Annotated in this window: 11 protein-coding genes; 5 read left to right on the top strand and 6 right to left on the bottom strand. The window is 71.6% G+C overall.

Annotated elements, in window-relative coordinates; genetic code table 11:
* Positions 1-9 precede the first annotated feature (9 nt).
* From DZA62_RS11475 to DZA62_RS11465, 3 genes are all read right to left on the bottom strand, one after another.
* Positions 10-1,515, bottom strand: coding sequence for a tripartite tricarboxylate transporter permease (locus tag DZA62_RS11475; RefSeq protein WP_116949008.1), 1,506 nt, complete (start codon positions 1,513-1,515; stop codon positions 10-12).
* A 9-nt stretch (positions 1,516-1,524) separates the two neighbouring features.
* Positions 1,525-1,986 carry a tripartite tricarboxylate transporter TctB family protein gene (locus DZA62_RS11470; protein ID WP_116949007.1) on the bottom strand — a complete coding sequence of 154 codons (462 nt, stop codon included), beginning with the start codon at positions 1,984-1,986 and terminating at the stop codon, positions 1,525-1,527.
* Between the two features lie 73 nt (positions 1,987-2,059).
* Positions 2,060-3,073 (bottom strand): tripartite tricarboxylate transporter substrate-binding protein, encoded by a 1,014-nt coding sequence (locus DZA62_RS11465; RefSeq protein WP_116949006.1) that lies wholly within the window; start codon positions 3,071-3,073, stop codon positions 2,060-2,062.
* Between the two features lie 139 nt (positions 3,074-3,212).
* Between DZA62_RS11465 and DZA62_RS11460 the strand changes: the two genes are divergently transcribed.
* Together DZA62_RS11460 and DZA62_RS11455 are read left to right on the top strand one after the other, a co-directional pair.
* On the top strand, positions 3,213-3,920 hold the full coding sequence (locus DZA62_RS11460; protein ID WP_116949005.1) for a response regulator transcription factor: 708 nt from the start codon (positions 3,213-3,215) through the stop codon (positions 3,918-3,920).
* Between the two features lie 3 nt (positions 3,921-3,923).
* Positions 3,924-5,342 carry a sensor histidine kinase gene (locus tag DZA62_RS11455; protein WP_116949004.1) on the top strand — a complete coding sequence of 473 codons (1,419 nt, stop codon included), beginning with the start codon at positions 3,924-3,926 and terminating at the stop codon, positions 5,340-5,342.
* 170 nt (positions 5,343-5,512) lie between these two features.
* On the opposite strand, the gene DZA62_RS11450 is transcribed toward DZA62_RS11455, so the two are convergent.
* Positions 5,513-6,481 carry a TAXI family TRAP transporter solute-binding subunit gene (locus DZA62_RS11450; protein ID WP_116949003.1) on the bottom strand — a complete coding sequence of 323 codons (969 nt, stop codon included), beginning with the start codon at positions 6,479-6,481 and terminating at the stop codon, positions 5,513-5,515.
* Positions 6,482-6,502: 21 nt separating this feature from the next.
* Positions 6,503-7,723 (bottom strand): MFS transporter, encoded by a 1,221-nt coding sequence (locus tag DZA62_RS11445; RefSeq protein ID WP_116949002.1) that lies wholly within the window; start codon positions 7,721-7,723, stop codon positions 6,503-6,505.
* A 197-nt stretch (positions 7,724-7,920) separates the two neighbouring features.
* On the opposite strand from DZA62_RS11445, the gene chvE reads away from it, so the two are divergent.
* The 3 genes from chvE to mmsB are packed head-to-tail and all read left to right on the top strand — an operon-like array spanning position 7,921 to position 11,859.
* Positions 7,921-9,060, top strand: coding sequence for a multiple monosaccharide ABC transporter substrate-binding protein (gene chvE / locus DZA62_RS11440; RefSeq protein ID WP_116949001.1), 1,140 nt, complete (start codon positions 7,921-7,923; stop codon positions 9,058-9,060).
* 10 nt (positions 9,061-9,070) lie between these two features.
* Positions 9,071-10,612, top strand: a complete 1,542-nt coding sequence (gene mmsA, locus DZA62_RS11435; RefSeq protein WP_116949000.1) for a multiple monosaccharide ABC transporter ATP-binding protein — start codon at positions 9,071-9,073, stop codon at positions 10,610-10,612.
* Complete coding sequence (gene mmsB / locus DZA62_RS11430; RefSeq protein ID WP_116948999.1) at positions 10,609-11,859, top strand: multiple monosaccharide ABC transporter permease; 1,251 nt, start codon at positions 10,609-10,611, stop codon at positions 11,857-11,859. The genes mmsA and mmsB overlap by 4 nt, the downstream gene beginning before the upstream one ends.
* 73 nt (positions 11,860-11,932) lie before the next feature.
* On the opposite strand, the gene DZA62_RS11425 is transcribed toward mmsB, so the two are convergent.
* Positions 11,933-14,035, bottom strand: coding sequence for an RICIN domain-containing protein (locus DZA62_RS11425; protein WP_116948998.1), 2,103 nt, complete (start codon positions 14,033-14,035; stop codon positions 11,933-11,935).
* Positions 14,036-14,082: the final 47 nt, after the last annotated feature.

Below are 14,082 nucleotides of genomic sequence, written 5' to 3'. Positions count from 1 at the left end.
GCGAAGGCATCAGTCGTCCTCGACGAAGACCTCCTCGCGCTTACGGCGGATCGTCGGGAGCACGGCCACCACGAGGGCGACCACGGCCAGCGCGAGCAGGGTGGCCGAGATCGGGCGGGTGAGGAACACCGTCGCGTCGCCACGCGAGATGATCAGCGCCCGGCGCAGGTGTTCCTCCAGCAGCGGCCCGAGCACGAAACCCAGCAGCAGCGGCGCCGGCTCGCACCCGCACTTGATCAGCACGTAGCCGAGCACGCCGAACACCGCGACCGCGTAGACGTCGAACGCGTTGAGATCGAGCGAGAAGGTGCCGATGGCGGCGAAGACCACGATCGCGGGGAACAGCCACTGGTAGGGGATCTGCAGCATGCGCACCCAGAGGCCGATCAGCGGCAGGTTCAGCATCACCAGCAGCAGGTTGCCGATCCACATGGAGGCGATCAGGCCCCAGAACAGCGCCGGCTGCTCGTTGATGACGTTCGGGCCGGGTGTGATGCCCTGGACGATGAACGCGCCGATCATCAGCGCCATGACGGGGTGCGCCGGCAGACCGAGCGTCAGCAGGGGGATGAACGACGTCTGGGCGGCGGCGTTGTTGGCCGACTCCGGGCCGGCGACCCCCTCGATGGCGCCGTGGCCGAAGCGTTCGGGCTCCCTGGCCACCCGCTTCTCCACCGCGTACGACGCGAACGAGGCCAGCACGTGCCCGCCTCCGGGCAGCACGCCGAGCAGCGAGCCGAGGCCGGTGCCGCGCAGCACCGGCGCCACGATGCGGCGCAGGTCCTCGCGGCTCGGCCAGAGGTTCGCGATCCTGCGCACCATCGCGGTCCGGGTCTTCTCGTTCTCCAGGTTGCGCAGGATCTCCGCCACCCCGAAGACACCGACGGCGACGGAGACGAAGTCGAGGCCGCCGTACAGTTCGCGCGCGCCGAACGTGAACCGCGGCGTACCGGTGTAGATGTCCTGCCCGACGGTGCCCAGCAGGACGCCGAGGGCGATCATCGCCAGAGCCTTCAGCGTCGAGCCGCGGGCCAGCGCGATCGACGCGATCAGGCCGAGCACGACCAGCGAGAAGTACTCGGCCGGGCCGAACTGCAGCGCGGCCCTGGCCAGCGGTGGCGCGAACACGGCCAGCACCACCGTCGCGACCGTGCCGGCGACGAACGAGCCGAGCGCCGCGGCGGCCAGTGCTGGTCCCGCGCGGCCCTGGCGGGCCATCTCGTGACCGTCGATCGCGGTGACCGCGGCCGACGACTCGCCCGGCAGGTTGATGAGGATCGCCGTCGTCGAGCCGCCGTACTGGGCGCCGTAGTAGATGCCGGCGAGCATGATCAGCGCGGCGACCGGCTCGAGGCTGAACGTGATCGGCAGCAGCATCGCGATGGTCGCGGTCGGGCCGATGCCGGGCAGCACACCGACCGCCGTGCCGAGAACGACGCCGAGCAGGCAGTACAGGAGGTTCTCGAACTGGAACGCGGTCTCCAGCCCGAGCGCGAGGTTGTCCAGCAGGTCCATGCGGGCCGCCTAGAACGTGAGCCAGGGGCCGAGCAGCGGCAGGCGCAGCTGCAGGCCGACGATGAACACGAGCACGCTCAGCACCGTGAGCCCGGCGGCCACCACGACGGCGGTCACCGGCTTGATGCGGTAGCTGGCCAGGGCGGTCAGCAGCGCCGTCACGAAGACCGCGGGCACGAAGCCGGCCCGGCGGACCGTCAGCCCGAAGAACACCAGCGCCGCCACGACCATGACGACCGAGCGCCACGGGATCGCGCCGAACGCGATCGCCTCGCCGGCGACCAGGCCCTTGACGACGATCGCCAGGCCGAGGACGACCAGCAGCCCGCCGATCACCAGCGGGAAGTAGGCGGGCCCCATACGCAGCAGCGTGCCCACGTCGTAGCCGAGCGAGGCCACCACGAACGCCAGGCCGATGCCGGCGAAGATCGCCCCGGAGAGCACGTCGGGGAGGGAACGTCGGTTCTCCACAGGTCACCTCCGATCGTGGAAGAGCGGTGGGCGGCCCGCTCACGGACAGGGCCGCCCACCGCCGCGGACAGGGTCAGGACTGCTCGACGCCGGCGTCGGCGATGATCTCGCCCCAGGTCTCGATCTGCTCCTCGAGCTTGGCCCGGTGCGCCTCCGGCGTCGCGTCCTCGGCGGGCACCGGCGCGGTGCCGAGGTCGGCCAGCTGGTCGATGACGCCCTGGTCGGCCAGCGCGACGACGAGTGCGTCGGAGAGCTGCTGGACGACCTCATCGGGCGTGCCGGCCGGGACGTACAGACCGTGCCAGACGGCGACCTCCAGCTCCGGCAGCCCGGCCTCGGCGGTCGTCGGCAGCTCCGGCAGGCTCTCCACCCGCTCCGGCGTCGTGACGGCGTACGCCTTCACCTCGCCGGCGCTGATCTGGCCCGACGTGTTGGTCGTCTGGTCACACATGAAGTCGACCTGGCCGCCGACGAGGTCGGTCAGGGCGGGGCCGGTGCCCTCGTACGGGACCTCCTGCAGCGACACCCCGAGGGCGTCCTGGAACAGCAGCCCGCACAGGTGCGACGCCGCGCCGATGCCCGCGTTGGCCAGCGTCACGGAGTCGGCGTTCTCGGAGACGTGGTCGATGAGGTCCTCGAGCGTCTCCGGCTCGAAGTCGGCGCGCGCCACGATCGTCATCGGGACCTCGGTGACCAGGCCGATCATCTCGAAGTCCGCCATCGGGTCGAACCCGAGGTCCGCGTAGAGGGCGGGGGCGGTCGACATGCCGATGTGGTGCATCAGCACGGTGTAGCCGTCGGGGTCGGCGCCGGCGACCTCCCCGGAACCGACGGTGCCGCCGGCGCCCTCCACGTTCTGGACGACGATCTGTGCGCCCAGCTCTTCCGACATCGGCTCCGCGATCAGCCGCGTGACGGTGTCGGTCGGGCCGCCGGCACTGAACGGGACGACGAAGGTGATGTTCTGGTCCGGGTAGTCGGCGCCGCCGCCGGAGGCGGTGTCGCCGTCCTCGGCACAGGCGGCGACGAGCGACACCGCGGCGACGGCGGCGAACAACCGCACCGCGGGCTTCCTGAGGTTCGTCATCGAACTGACCTCCTCGTCAGCGTCGTGGGGTCGTGGGTGGCGACAATTCTTGGCGGGAATGCGCGGGCGTTGTGTCAGAGAAACCTGAAGAAAGTCCGGACCCGGGTGCGGCCCGCGGAAATCCGTAGAATGCGCCGGTATGCGGATCACCGTCGTCGAAGATGACGACCGCGTGGCGCGAGGGCTCGTCACCGTCCTGACCCAGGCCGGGTTCGACGTCCACCGGGTGGCCACGGCGGTCGAAGGGCTGCGTGCCGCGCCCGCCGACGTCGTGCTCGTCGACCTCGGGCTGCCCGACGGCGACGGCCTCGACGTCATCCGGCAGCTGCGCGACCAACCCGAGACGGCCGTCATCGCCGTCACCGCCCGGTCCGAGGAGCACGAGCGGGTGCGCGGCCTGCGCACCGGCGCCGACGACTACATCGTGAAGCCGTTCGGGGTGCCCGAGCTGCTGGCCCGCATCGACGCCGTCCTGCGCCGCACCCGGGCCGCCCGGGCGCAGACGCATCCGGACCGGCCGATCGAGCTGGCCGGCCTGCGCATCGACCCCGGCACCCGCGAGGTGGCGGTGCACGGCGCGCCGGTCGGGCTCACCCGCAAGGAGTTCGAGCTGCTCGTGCTGCTGGCGAGGCGCGCGCCCAACGTCGTCAGCCGCGACGTCATCCTCGACCAGATCTGGGGCGCGTCCTGGGAGGCGTCCACCCGTACCCTCGACACCCACATCGCCGCCTTGCGCGGGAAGCTCGGCGCGGACGTGCCGATCCGCACCATCCGCGGGGTCGGCTACCGCCTGCTGGCCGAGCACCCGGCCGACGAGCCGGCCGACCAGCCGGAGCTGATCGGGTAGCGCGTGCGCCATCGCCTGCTCGCCGTCCTGGTCCCGCTCGCGGTGCTGCTGGTCGGCGCCCTCGGCGTCCCGCTGGGCATCACGGTGGCCGAGCGCGAACTGCAGGAGACCTACGTCGACCGGCTCAACGACGCGGGCCGGTTCGCCTCACTGGCCGAGACGGCGCTGTCCGGCGGCCGCACCGAGGCGCTGGATCAGGAGCTGGAGCGCTACCACGAGTTGTACGGTGTCCCGGGCGCCCTGCTGGGCACCGACAGCGCCCTGCTCGTCGGCTCGGAGCACGAGTTCGAGGCGGCCCGTGGCGACAACGACGCGCTGCCGACGATCGTGCAGGCGGCGCTGGCCGGGGCGAGGTCGGAGCCGTCGCGCGACTGGTGGCCGTGGCAGGACTCCCCGCTCGTCGTGGCCGAGCCGGTCGGCCGTGACAGCGAGGTCGTCGGCGTCGTCGTCACGATCTCCGACCTCGAACGCACCCGTGAGCGCATCCTCACGCGGTGGGCGCAGCTGGCCGCGCTGGGGCTGCTGCCGCTGCTCGCGTTGGTGGCGGTGGCCTGGCCGGTGTCGAGCTGGGTCCTGCGGCCGGTGCGCGAACTGGACACCGCGACCGCAGGCATCTCCCGCGGCGACCTCTCCATCAGGGTCGACGCCGGCGGCGGGCCGGTCGAGCTGCGCCGGCTGGCGGGCTCGTTCAACACGATGATGGACGCCGTCGAGCACGCCGTCGAACGGCAGCGGGCCTTCGTCGCCGACGCGTCGCACCAGTTGCGCAACCCGCTGACCAGCCTGCGCCTCGTCGTCGAGAGTCTGCGTCCGCACCTGTCCGGCGAGGCGGGCCGGCAGGCCTACGACGTCGCAGTCGACGAGCTGCGGGCGATGCACCGCATGCTCAACGCGCTGCTGGCCAGCGCCCGGATGGAGAGCATCCGCGCCGCCGAGCCGGTCGACCTCGACACCCTGCTGGCCACCCGCATCGATCGGTGGCGCGCCCTGACCTCCGTCGAGGGTCAGGAGCTGCGGGTCGACGTCCCGCCCGGGCTGCTACTGCTCGAGCCGCCCGGCGGGCTGGGCAGCGTCCTCGACGAGCTGATCAGCAACGCGCTGCGGCTGTCGGGCGCGGCCGTGGTCGAGGTGGCGGCGCGACCCGCCGACGCGACGGGGATGGTCGAGGTCGTCGTGCGCGACGACGGCCGCGGCATCGACCCGGCCGACCGCGACCAGGCGCTGCGCCGCTTCTGGCGATCGCCGCGGCACCAGAACGTGCCCGGCACCGGCCTCGGCCTGGCCATCTGCGTCGAACTGGTGGCCCGGGCCGGCGGGGACCTGCGGCTCGCCGACGGCCTCCCGCGCGACGGCGGCCACGGGCTCGCCGCGGTGGTCGCGCTGCCGGTCGCCGTCGAGCCCGCCGACGCCGCCCTCACCTGACCCCCCAACCCGCGTTGATCTTGGAGTTCTTCGGCCATCTATCGGGCATTCCGGACGCGGTGGCCGAAGAACTCCAAGATCAACCTGGCCTGGCCTGGGGCTGGGCCTGGGGCTGGGGGTGGTGCTGGCGCTGGGGCTAGGGCGGGTGGGGAGTGGAGAGAGGGACGGGGTCAGCGCTTCTGGTCGCGGAACCAGGCGGCGGCGCCGGGGTGCAGCGGCACCGGGCCGGTGGAGATGCCGGTGCGGACGTTGATCTGCCAGGCCTCGGGGACCGGTTCTGCGGTGCCGGCGGACGGCCCGCCGTCGGCGGCCAGCGCCTCGGTGCCGGTGAAGATCGTCTCGGTGATCGCGGACACCAGCTCCGCCGGCACGTCGTCGCGGACGAGGAGGATGTTGGGGACGGCGACGGTGCCGGTGGCGGGGACGTCCGGGTAGGCCGTCGACGGGATGGCCGCGGGCACGTAGGGCCCGGGGTAGGCACGGGCCAGTTCGCCGGCCTCGCGCTCGAGCGGGATCAGCCGGATCGGGTGGTCGGTGGCGAGCTGGCTGATGGCGGGTGTGGGCACGCCGCTGAGCGAGAACATCGCCTCGAGGTCGCCCCGGAGCAGCTCCTGCGCGGAGACGGCCTGCGCGTTGTACGACCCGTCGATCTCGATGCCGTTCTGCGCCAGCAGCCGCAGCGACGTGAACTCCGTCCCGGAGTCCAGTGCGCCCAGCCCGACCCGCGCGCCGGCGAGGCCGGCCAGCGTGGTCACCGGCGACTCCGCGAGCACCGCCAGGTGCAGGTGGCTGTCGTAGAGCCGGCACAGCGCCGAGAGGCCGGCCGGCGACTCGTTGCTGCCGGCCGGGAAGACGGCGTCGAGACTGGTCAGGCCGAGGTCGACCTCGTCGTTCAGCAGCATCCGGATGTTGTCGGTGGATGCTCGGCTGGGCACCGTCGTGACCCGGGCGCCGGGCACGGCGCTGGTGATCCGCTCCGCCAGCGCGCCGCCGATGCGCCGGTAGACCGCGCCCTCGGGCCCGGTGGCCAGCCGCAGCTCCACGTCGTGGGCGGCTCGGTTCGGCGAGCACGCACCCAGCAGCGCCGCGCCGGCCGCGGCGGCCAGCACGGAACGGCGGCGCACCTCGCGAACCCGCACCCGGCCTCCCGGCCCGGGAGTCTAGCGGCCCGCCCGCACGCCGGACACCAGCCAGGCGGCGAGCAGGATCGCGCAACTGACGAAGCCGACGATGCCGGTCCAGCCGTACGCCGCGAACGCCAGCCCGCTGAGTGACCCGCCGAGGCTGCTGCCGGCGTAGTAGGCGGTCAGGTACAGCGCCGACGCCTGGGCCCGGCCATGGACGGCGCGGGCGCTGACGGCCGTGCTGGCCGACGCGTGCGCGCCGAAGAAGCCGACGGTGAACAGCACCAGCCCGCCGGCCACCAGTGCGAGCACGTCGGGCCAGGTGAGCAGCACCGCCAGCTGCGCCAGCAGCACGCTCGCCCACAGCACCGCCCGCCGGCCGAACCGGTCGCCGATGCGTCCGGCGACCCCGGCCGACACCGAGCCGGGCACGTAGGCCAGGAAGACCAGTCCTACGGCGGTCGCGGACAGCGCGAACGGCGCCGCCAGCAGCCGGTAGGGCAGGTAGTTGTACACCGTCACGAACGCCGACATCAGCACGAAGCTGAGGCCGAACAGCCGCAGCAGCACCGGGTCGCGCAGGTGCTCGGCCACGTACCGCGGCGCGGACACCCCGGCGCCGCGCCGCGGCTCGAGGCCGGCGTCGCGCGTCGGCAGCAGCCACCAGAACGCGGCCAGGCACACGGTCGCGAACACGGCGGTCACGGCGAACGCGGGCCGCCAGCCGAGCAGGTCGGCGGACGCCGCCGCGATGAGCCGCCCGGACAGCCCGCCCATGGTGTTGCCGGCGACGAACAGGCCGACAGCGCCGCCCAGGGCCGACGGGTGGATCGTCCGGCCCAGGTAGGCGATGGCCAGCGCCGGGACGCCGGCCATCGCGACGCCCTGCGCCGCTCGCAGGACCAGCAGCAGGCCGAACGACGGCGACAGCGGCACCAGCAGGGCGAGCACCGTCGCGGCGGCCAGCGATGCGGTCATCACCCGCGACGTTCCCCAGCGGGCCGCCGCCGAGCTCACCGGCAGCAACGACACCGCGATCGCGCCGGTCGCCGCCGACAGCGCCAGGCTGGCCGTCGCCGCCGAGACGCCGAACGCGGCGGAGAGCTGGGGGAGCAGCGCCTGCGCGCTGTACAGCAGCGCGAACGTGCCGGCGCCGGCGAGGAACGCCGCCGCGCTGGTCCGCCGATAGCCGGCCGAACCGCGTCGGTACCCGCCCGGCGGCGGCTCGGCCGCGACGGGACCCCGTGGCGGCGGCATGGGGCCGACCCTAGAGGCGGCTTGGCGCCGCGCCGCCGGCGTGGGGATGTGAAATGCGACTCACGGCCGATCCGACAGCCCTGTTATCGGATCGTGACAGCCTTGTCGTGAAACTGCTGTTAACGTTCACAACCAGCACATTCCGGACGTGATCCAGTGACGGGTCAAATGGCCCGTTTCCGCGAGGGAGGGGCCTTGTGAACACACGAGTCAAAGCGCTGGTCGGCGGCGCCCTGCTGGCCCTGACGGTGGCGGCCTGTGGCGGCGAGGGCGCGGGCGGCGGCACCGAGGAATCGGCCGCGCCGGAGGACCTCACCATCGGGGTCTCGATGCCCACCCAGACCTCCGAGCGGTGGATCGCCGACGGCGACTCGGTGCGCGAGCAGCTCCAGGAGCTCGGCTACGAGGTCGACCTGCAGTACGCGGGCGACGACATCCCGACGCAGTCGCAGCAGGTGGACCAGATGATCACGCAGGGCGCGGACGTCCTGATCATCGCCGCGATCGACGGGACGGCGCTGAGCAGCCAGCTGCAGGCGGCGGCCGACGCGGACATCCCGGTCATCGCCTACGACCGGCTGATCCGCGACAGCGAGAACGTCGACTTCTACGTCAGCTTCGACAACTACCGCGTCGGCGTCGCGCAGGCCGAGGCGCTGCTCACCGGGCTGGGGCTGCGGACGGCCGACGGCCAGCCGGGCGAGGCGACGGGGCCGTTCAACGTCGAGCTGTTCGCGGGCTCGCTGGACGACAACAACGCGCACTTCTTCTTCGACGGCGCGATGGACACCCTGCAGCCGTTCATCGACGATGGCTCGCTCGTGGTGAAGTCCGGCCAGACCGACATCGAGCAGGTCGCGATCCTGCGCTGGCAGCAGGAGACCGCCCAGCGCCGCATGGAGGACCTGCTGACCTCGAGCTACAACGACGGCTCGCGGGTCGACGGCGTGCTGTCGCCGTACGACGGGCTCTCCCGGGGCATCATCACGGCGTTGCAGAACGCCGGCTACGGCGCCGCCGCGAGCCCGATGTCGGTGGTGACGGGGCAGGACGCGGAGATCGCGTCGGTGAAGCTGATCGACGACGGCGTGCAGAACTCCACCATCTTCAAGGACACCCGCCTGCTGGCCGAGCAGGCCGTCGCCGCGGCGGAGGCGTTCCTGGCCGGCGACGAGCCGGAGGCCAACGACACCGAGACCTACGAGAACGGCGTCAAGGTGGTCCCGTCGTTCCTGCTGCCGGTCGAGACCGTGTACGCCGAGGACATCGCGCCGCTTCTCGTCGACTCCGGCTACTACACGGCCGAGGAGGTCGCCGCCGGTCAGACCGACGGCTGAGCACCCGGCGATGAGCGACACCATCCTGGAGATGCGCGGCATCACCAAGACGTTCCCGGGCGTCACGGCGCTGCAGGACGTCTCGCTGGCGGTGCGGCGCGGCGAGATCCACGCGATCTGCGGTGAGAACGGCGCCGGCAAGTCGACGCTGATGAAGGTGCTGTCCGGGGTGCACCCGGCCGGTTCGTACGACGGCGACATCGTGCTCGACGGCGTGCCGGCGCGCTTCCACGGCATCCGCGACAGCGAGGCCGTCGGCGTCGTCATCATCCACCAGGAGCTGGCGCTGGTGCCGTACCTGTCGGTCGCGGAGAACGTATTCCTCGGCAACGAGCGCCGCGGCCGGGGCGGGCTGATCGACTGGAACCGCGCCAACGCCGAGGCGGCCGAGCTGCTCGCGTCGGTCGGCCTGGACGAGAACCCGGTGACGCCGGTCGCGCAGCTCGGCGTCGGCAAGCAGCAGCTGGTCGAGATCGCGAAGGCGCTGTCGAAGGAGGTCCGGCTGCTGATCCTGGACGAGCCGACCGCCGCGTTGAACGACACCGATTCCGCGCACCTGCTCGACCTGCTGCGCCGGCTGCGCGACCGCGGCATCACCTGCATCCTCATCTCGCACAAGCTGGGCGAGGTGACGTCGATCGCCGACGCCATCACCGTGCTGCGCGACGGCCGCACGGTCGAGACGCTGCGGACCGGCGACGGCGAGGTGACGCAAGCGCGGATCATCCGCGGCATGGTCGGGCGCGATCTGGAGAGCTTCTACCCCGATCGCGTCAGCGTGCCGGGCGACGAGGTGCTGCGGCTGGAGGACTGGACCGTCTGGCACCCCACCCAGGACCGCAAGGTGGTCGACGGCGTCAGCCTCGGCGTCCGCGCTGGGGAGGTGGTGGGCATCGCCGGGTTGATGGGCGCCGGGCGCACCGAGCTGGCGATGAGCGTGTTCGGCCGGTCCTACGGCCGCGACGTCAGCGGCCGCCTGTACGTGCGCGGCCGCGAGGTGCGGGCGCGGTCGGTCTCGGAGGCGATCGACAACGGCCTCGCCTACGCCACCGAGGACCGCAAGCGGTACGGCCTCAACCTCATCGAGGACGTGCGCCGCAACGTGTCCGCGGCGGCGCTGCGCAAGCTCGCCGGCCGGGGCGGCTGGGTCGACGACAACGAGGAGATCCGCGTCGCCGAGGAGAGCCGGTCCTACCTCGGCATCCGCACGCCGAGCGTGATGACCGCCGTCGGCACGCTGTCCGGCGGCAACCAGCAGAAGGTCGTGCTGGCCAAGTGGCTGTTCGCCGACCCCGACGTGCTGATCCTGGACGAACCGACCCGCGGCATCGACGTCGGCGCCAAGTACGAGATCTACACGATCATCAACCGGCTGGTGGCGGCCGGCAAGGGCGTCGTCGTCATCTCGTCCGAGCTGCCCGAGCTGCTCGGCGTCTGCGACCGCATCTACACGCTCGCGGCAGGCCGGCTGACCGGTGAGGTGCCGGTCGCGGCGGCGACCCAGGAGAACCTCATGGCCCTGATGACGAAGGACAAGGAGGGCGCCGCATGACCAGCACGCAGCGACCGCCGGCCGAGGACCGAGGGGAGCCGGAGAGCGCCCAGGCCGCCGCCCTGCACACCGGCACCAGCAACCTGCGCACGCTGGTGACCCGCAACATGCGGCAGAGCGGCATCTACGTCGCCTTCGTGGTGATCGTCGCGCTGTTCGCGATCCTGACCGATGGCGTGCTGCTCAGCCCCGGCAACATCACGAACATCGTGCTGCAGTACTCCTACATCCTGGTGCTGGCCATCGGCATGGTGATCGTCATCATCGCCGGGCACATCGACCTGTCCGTCGGGTCGGTGGTGGCGCTGACGGGCGCGGTGTCGGCGGTGCTGGTGATCCAGCAGGGCTACGCCTGGTGGATCGGCATCCTGGCCGCGCTGCTGGTCGGGATCGCGGTCGGCGCCTGGCACGGGTTCTGGATCGCCTACGTCGGCATCCCGGCGTTCATCGTCACGCTCGCCGGCATGCTGCTGTTCCGCGGGCTGACGCTGCAGGTGCTCGACAACATCTCGCTGTCGCCGTTCCCCGCGGACTACCAGCGGGTCGCCAGCGGCTTCCTCAACGGCCTGTTCGGTGGGCAGGGGTACGACGCGTTCACGTTGTTCATCGGCGCGTTCGCGGTGGCCGGCTACGCCGTCAGCGGCTTCCGCACCCGCGTCGCGCGCATCCGCTACCGCCAGCCGGTGGAGTCGTTCCCGCTGTTCGTCGCCCGGGTGCTGGCCGTCGGCGCTGTCGTCATGTCCTTTGCGTGGCAGCTGGCGCACGCCCGCGGCCTGCCGATCGTGCTGATCATCCTCGGTGTGCTGGTGATCGTGTATGCCGTCGTCACCAAGCGGACGGTGTTCGGCCGCCAGGTCTACGCGATCGGCGGCAACCTCTCCGCCGCGCTGCTGTCCGGCGTGCGGGTGCGGACGGTGAACTTCTGGATCTTCGTCAACATGGGCTTCCTGTCCGCGGTCGCCGGCGTCATCTACTCGTCGCGGTCCAACGGCGCGCAGCCGGCGGCGGGGACCATGTTCGAGCTGGACGCGATCGCGGCGGCGTTCATCGGGGGAGCGGCCGTCACCGGCGGCGTCGGCACCGTCGTCGGCGCGATGGTCGGCGGACTGATCATGGCCGTGATGAGCAACGGCATGCAGCTCATGGGCGTCGACCAGTCGGTGCAGTCGGTGGTGAAGGGCCTGGTGCTGATGCTGGCGGTCGCGTTCGACATCTGGAACAAGCGCCGCGGCGGTGCGGTTCGGTAACGATCCATGATCATCAATGATCCGACCCCCTATGGATGGTTGGATCATTGATGATCATCGGAGTGGGGGCCGGTTACTGGATGCCTTCGCGGACCAGTCGCCAGTGCTGGCACTGGCAGGAGTTCGTCGTCCACTGCTGGGCGACTGCGCCGTCGGCGGTGGAGCTGCCGGCGATCTCGAGGCTCTTGCCACTGTTGGCGTTGGCCAGGCGCCACCAGCCGCCGCTCAGCAGCGTCGGCACCCAGGTCTGGGTGGCGTGGCCGGTCGGGCCCCACTGCGCGGCCTGGACACCGTCACCGGTCGCGGCGCCGGGGATCTCCAGCAGCTTCCCGCTGTTGACGTTGGCCAACTGGAATCCGCCGGTGACGGAGCGCAGGTCCCACACCTGAGTGGCGTGGTTCGTGTCGCCCCACTGGCCGGAGCCGGCGCCATCGGTGGTCAGCGCGGACAGGATCTCCAGGAACTTTCCGCTGGTGCGGTTGACGACGCGGAACTGCGGGTCCAGCGCCGCCGACGTCCGGTAGACGTGCACGACGTCCAGCTCGGCGAAGGACGTCGCCTTGGTGAAGGTGATCGTGTTGACGCCGGCGTTGAGGTTCACCGTGTGCTGCGCCCAGAGGTAGCGGCCCCAGTCGACCGTCGGCGGGTAGGAGATGGTGGTGGCCGCGCCGCCGTTGACGCTGATGGCGTGGGTGCTGGTGCTGCCCATCCCGTTGGCGTAGCGGACGTTCAGCCGGTACGACCCCGCGGCGGGCGCCCGGACGGTGAACGCCAGCGAGCTGCCGGCGTTGTTGATGTTGCCGACCTTCTGGCCGTTCGACGCATCGTGATGGGTGACCAGCGTCGCGTCGGTGCGCACCGCCCGTTCGGCCTCGTACTGCTGGGAGTCCAGCGGGATGGTGCCGACGCGGACGTCGTTGTAGGTGGTCGACGTGTTCAAGACGTTGGTCGCGTGGACGAGCGTGCGGCCGTCGACGCTGGTGTCGAAGCCCTGTGCGAACCCGCTGAACGCACCACCCTGGGTGTCGGTGGAGTCATAGGTGACGGCGTATGGCAGCCGCTCCCAAGGGCCCTCGCCGAGGTTGTAGTTCACGTAGAAGTGCTGGCCGGTGTTGATGTTGCCGCCGGCGTCCAGCGACCACTTCGACGACACGATGACCATGCCGTTCGGCCCGCCGCCGGGCACCCACTTCACGTACGGCGACGACCCGATACCGCGGCCGTCGGCCAGCCGGACCGGAGTCCCGATGCTGGACTCCGGGCTCCAGTTCAGGCCGTCGGGGGAGGTCTTGTAGTAGACCGGCGCCGTGTTCTGGCTCAGGCTCGGCCGGTTCACCACCTCGAACGTGGCCAGGTAGCGGCCGTCGGGTAGCTTCGTCACGGTGATCATGCCCGGCCGGTCGTTCGTGCCGGCCGGCGCCGACACGTTCACCAGCGGACCCCAGGTGAGGCCGCCGTCGGTCGAGCGCCGGTACGAGACCGCCTGCAGCACGCCGTTCGGCTTCTGCCGCTCGTCGGAGAAGTAGGCCACCAGCCCGCCCTGGCCGTCCACGGCGAGTGCCGGCTCCCAGACGGTGGTGGTGGTCGACGTCGGGCTGGGGTCGTAGACCGCCGGCCCACCGGTGTCGATGGTGCTGAGATAGGACCAGGTGACGCCGCGGTCCTGGCTCTTGTAGACCACCAAGCGGCTGCTCGACCGGTCCGCCGGCATGATCATCCCGGCCAGCAGGATGGTCCCGGCCGGCAAGGCGCCGACCTGCTGCGGCAGTTCGTAGAGGAACGGCTGCGCGGTGCGGGTGAGCGTGGGGAAGGTCGCACTGGGCGCGACGTCGGCGATCTTGCTCCAGCTGGTGCCGCCGTCGGTGCTGCGGTGGATCGGGTAGACCTGCACGCCGCCCACGAGCACCAGCTGGTCGAACGTCACCAGCTGGGTGCCGTTGGCGGAGCCGTTGTGCTTGAGCGTGATCACCTTGGCATAGGTGGTGCCGACCGGCCGGTTGCCCTCCGGGTCGAACGAGGTGCCGGCGGCGGGGGAGTAGACGAGAGCGCCGTTCCCGGTGGTGACGGCGGTGGCGGTGGGATCGGGCGCTGCGGCGAGGGCGGCTGCCGCAAGCGCGGCGACAGCGGCGAGAGCGGCCAGCGCACGGCGGCGTGGGCTGCGGACAACGGTGGACATGACTCTCCTCTGATGGGTGCGGGCTCAGTCATGCAACGTTGTAAGGC

Source organism: Jiangella endophytica (assembly GCF_003427025.1).
In the GTDB taxonomy this organism is placed as follows: Bacteria; Actinomycetota; Actinomycetes; order Jiangellales; family Jiangellaceae; genus Jiangella; species Jiangella endophytica.
The sequence above is the reverse complement of the archived record's forward strand: the minus strand, read 5'-3'. Positions and strand labels throughout refer to the sequence as shown.

Excerpts from the sequence above, each read along its gene's own strand:
- DZA62_RS11475 (WP_116949008.1), bottom strand. The coding sequence starts at position 1,515 with ATGGACCTGCTGGACAACCTCGCGCTCGGGCTGGAGACCGCGTTCCAG.
- DZA62_RS11465 (WP_116949006.1), bottom strand. The coding sequence starts at position 3,073 with ATGACGAACCTCAGGAAGCCCGCGGTGCGGTTGTTCGCCGCCGTCGCC.
- DZA62_RS11460 (WP_116949005.1), top strand. The coding sequence starts at position 3,213 with ATGCGGATCACCGTCGTCGAAGATGACGACCGCGTGGCGCGAGGGCTC.
- DZA62_RS11445 (WP_116949002.1), bottom strand. The coding sequence starts at position 7,723 with ATGCCGCCGCCACGGGGTCCCGTCGCGGCCGAGCCGCCGCCGGGCGGG.
- mmsA (WP_116949000.1), top strand. The coding sequence starts at position 9,071 with ATGAGCGACACCATCCTGGAGATGCGCGGCATCACCAAGACGTTCCCG.
- mmsB (WP_116948999.1), top strand. The coding sequence starts at position 10,609 with ATGACCAGCACGCAGCGACCGCCGGCCGAGGACCGAGGGGAGCCGGAG.
- DZA62_RS11425 (WP_116948998.1), bottom strand. The coding sequence starts at position 14,035 with ATGTCCACCGTTGTCCGCAGCCCACGCCGCCGTGCGCTGGCCGCTCTC.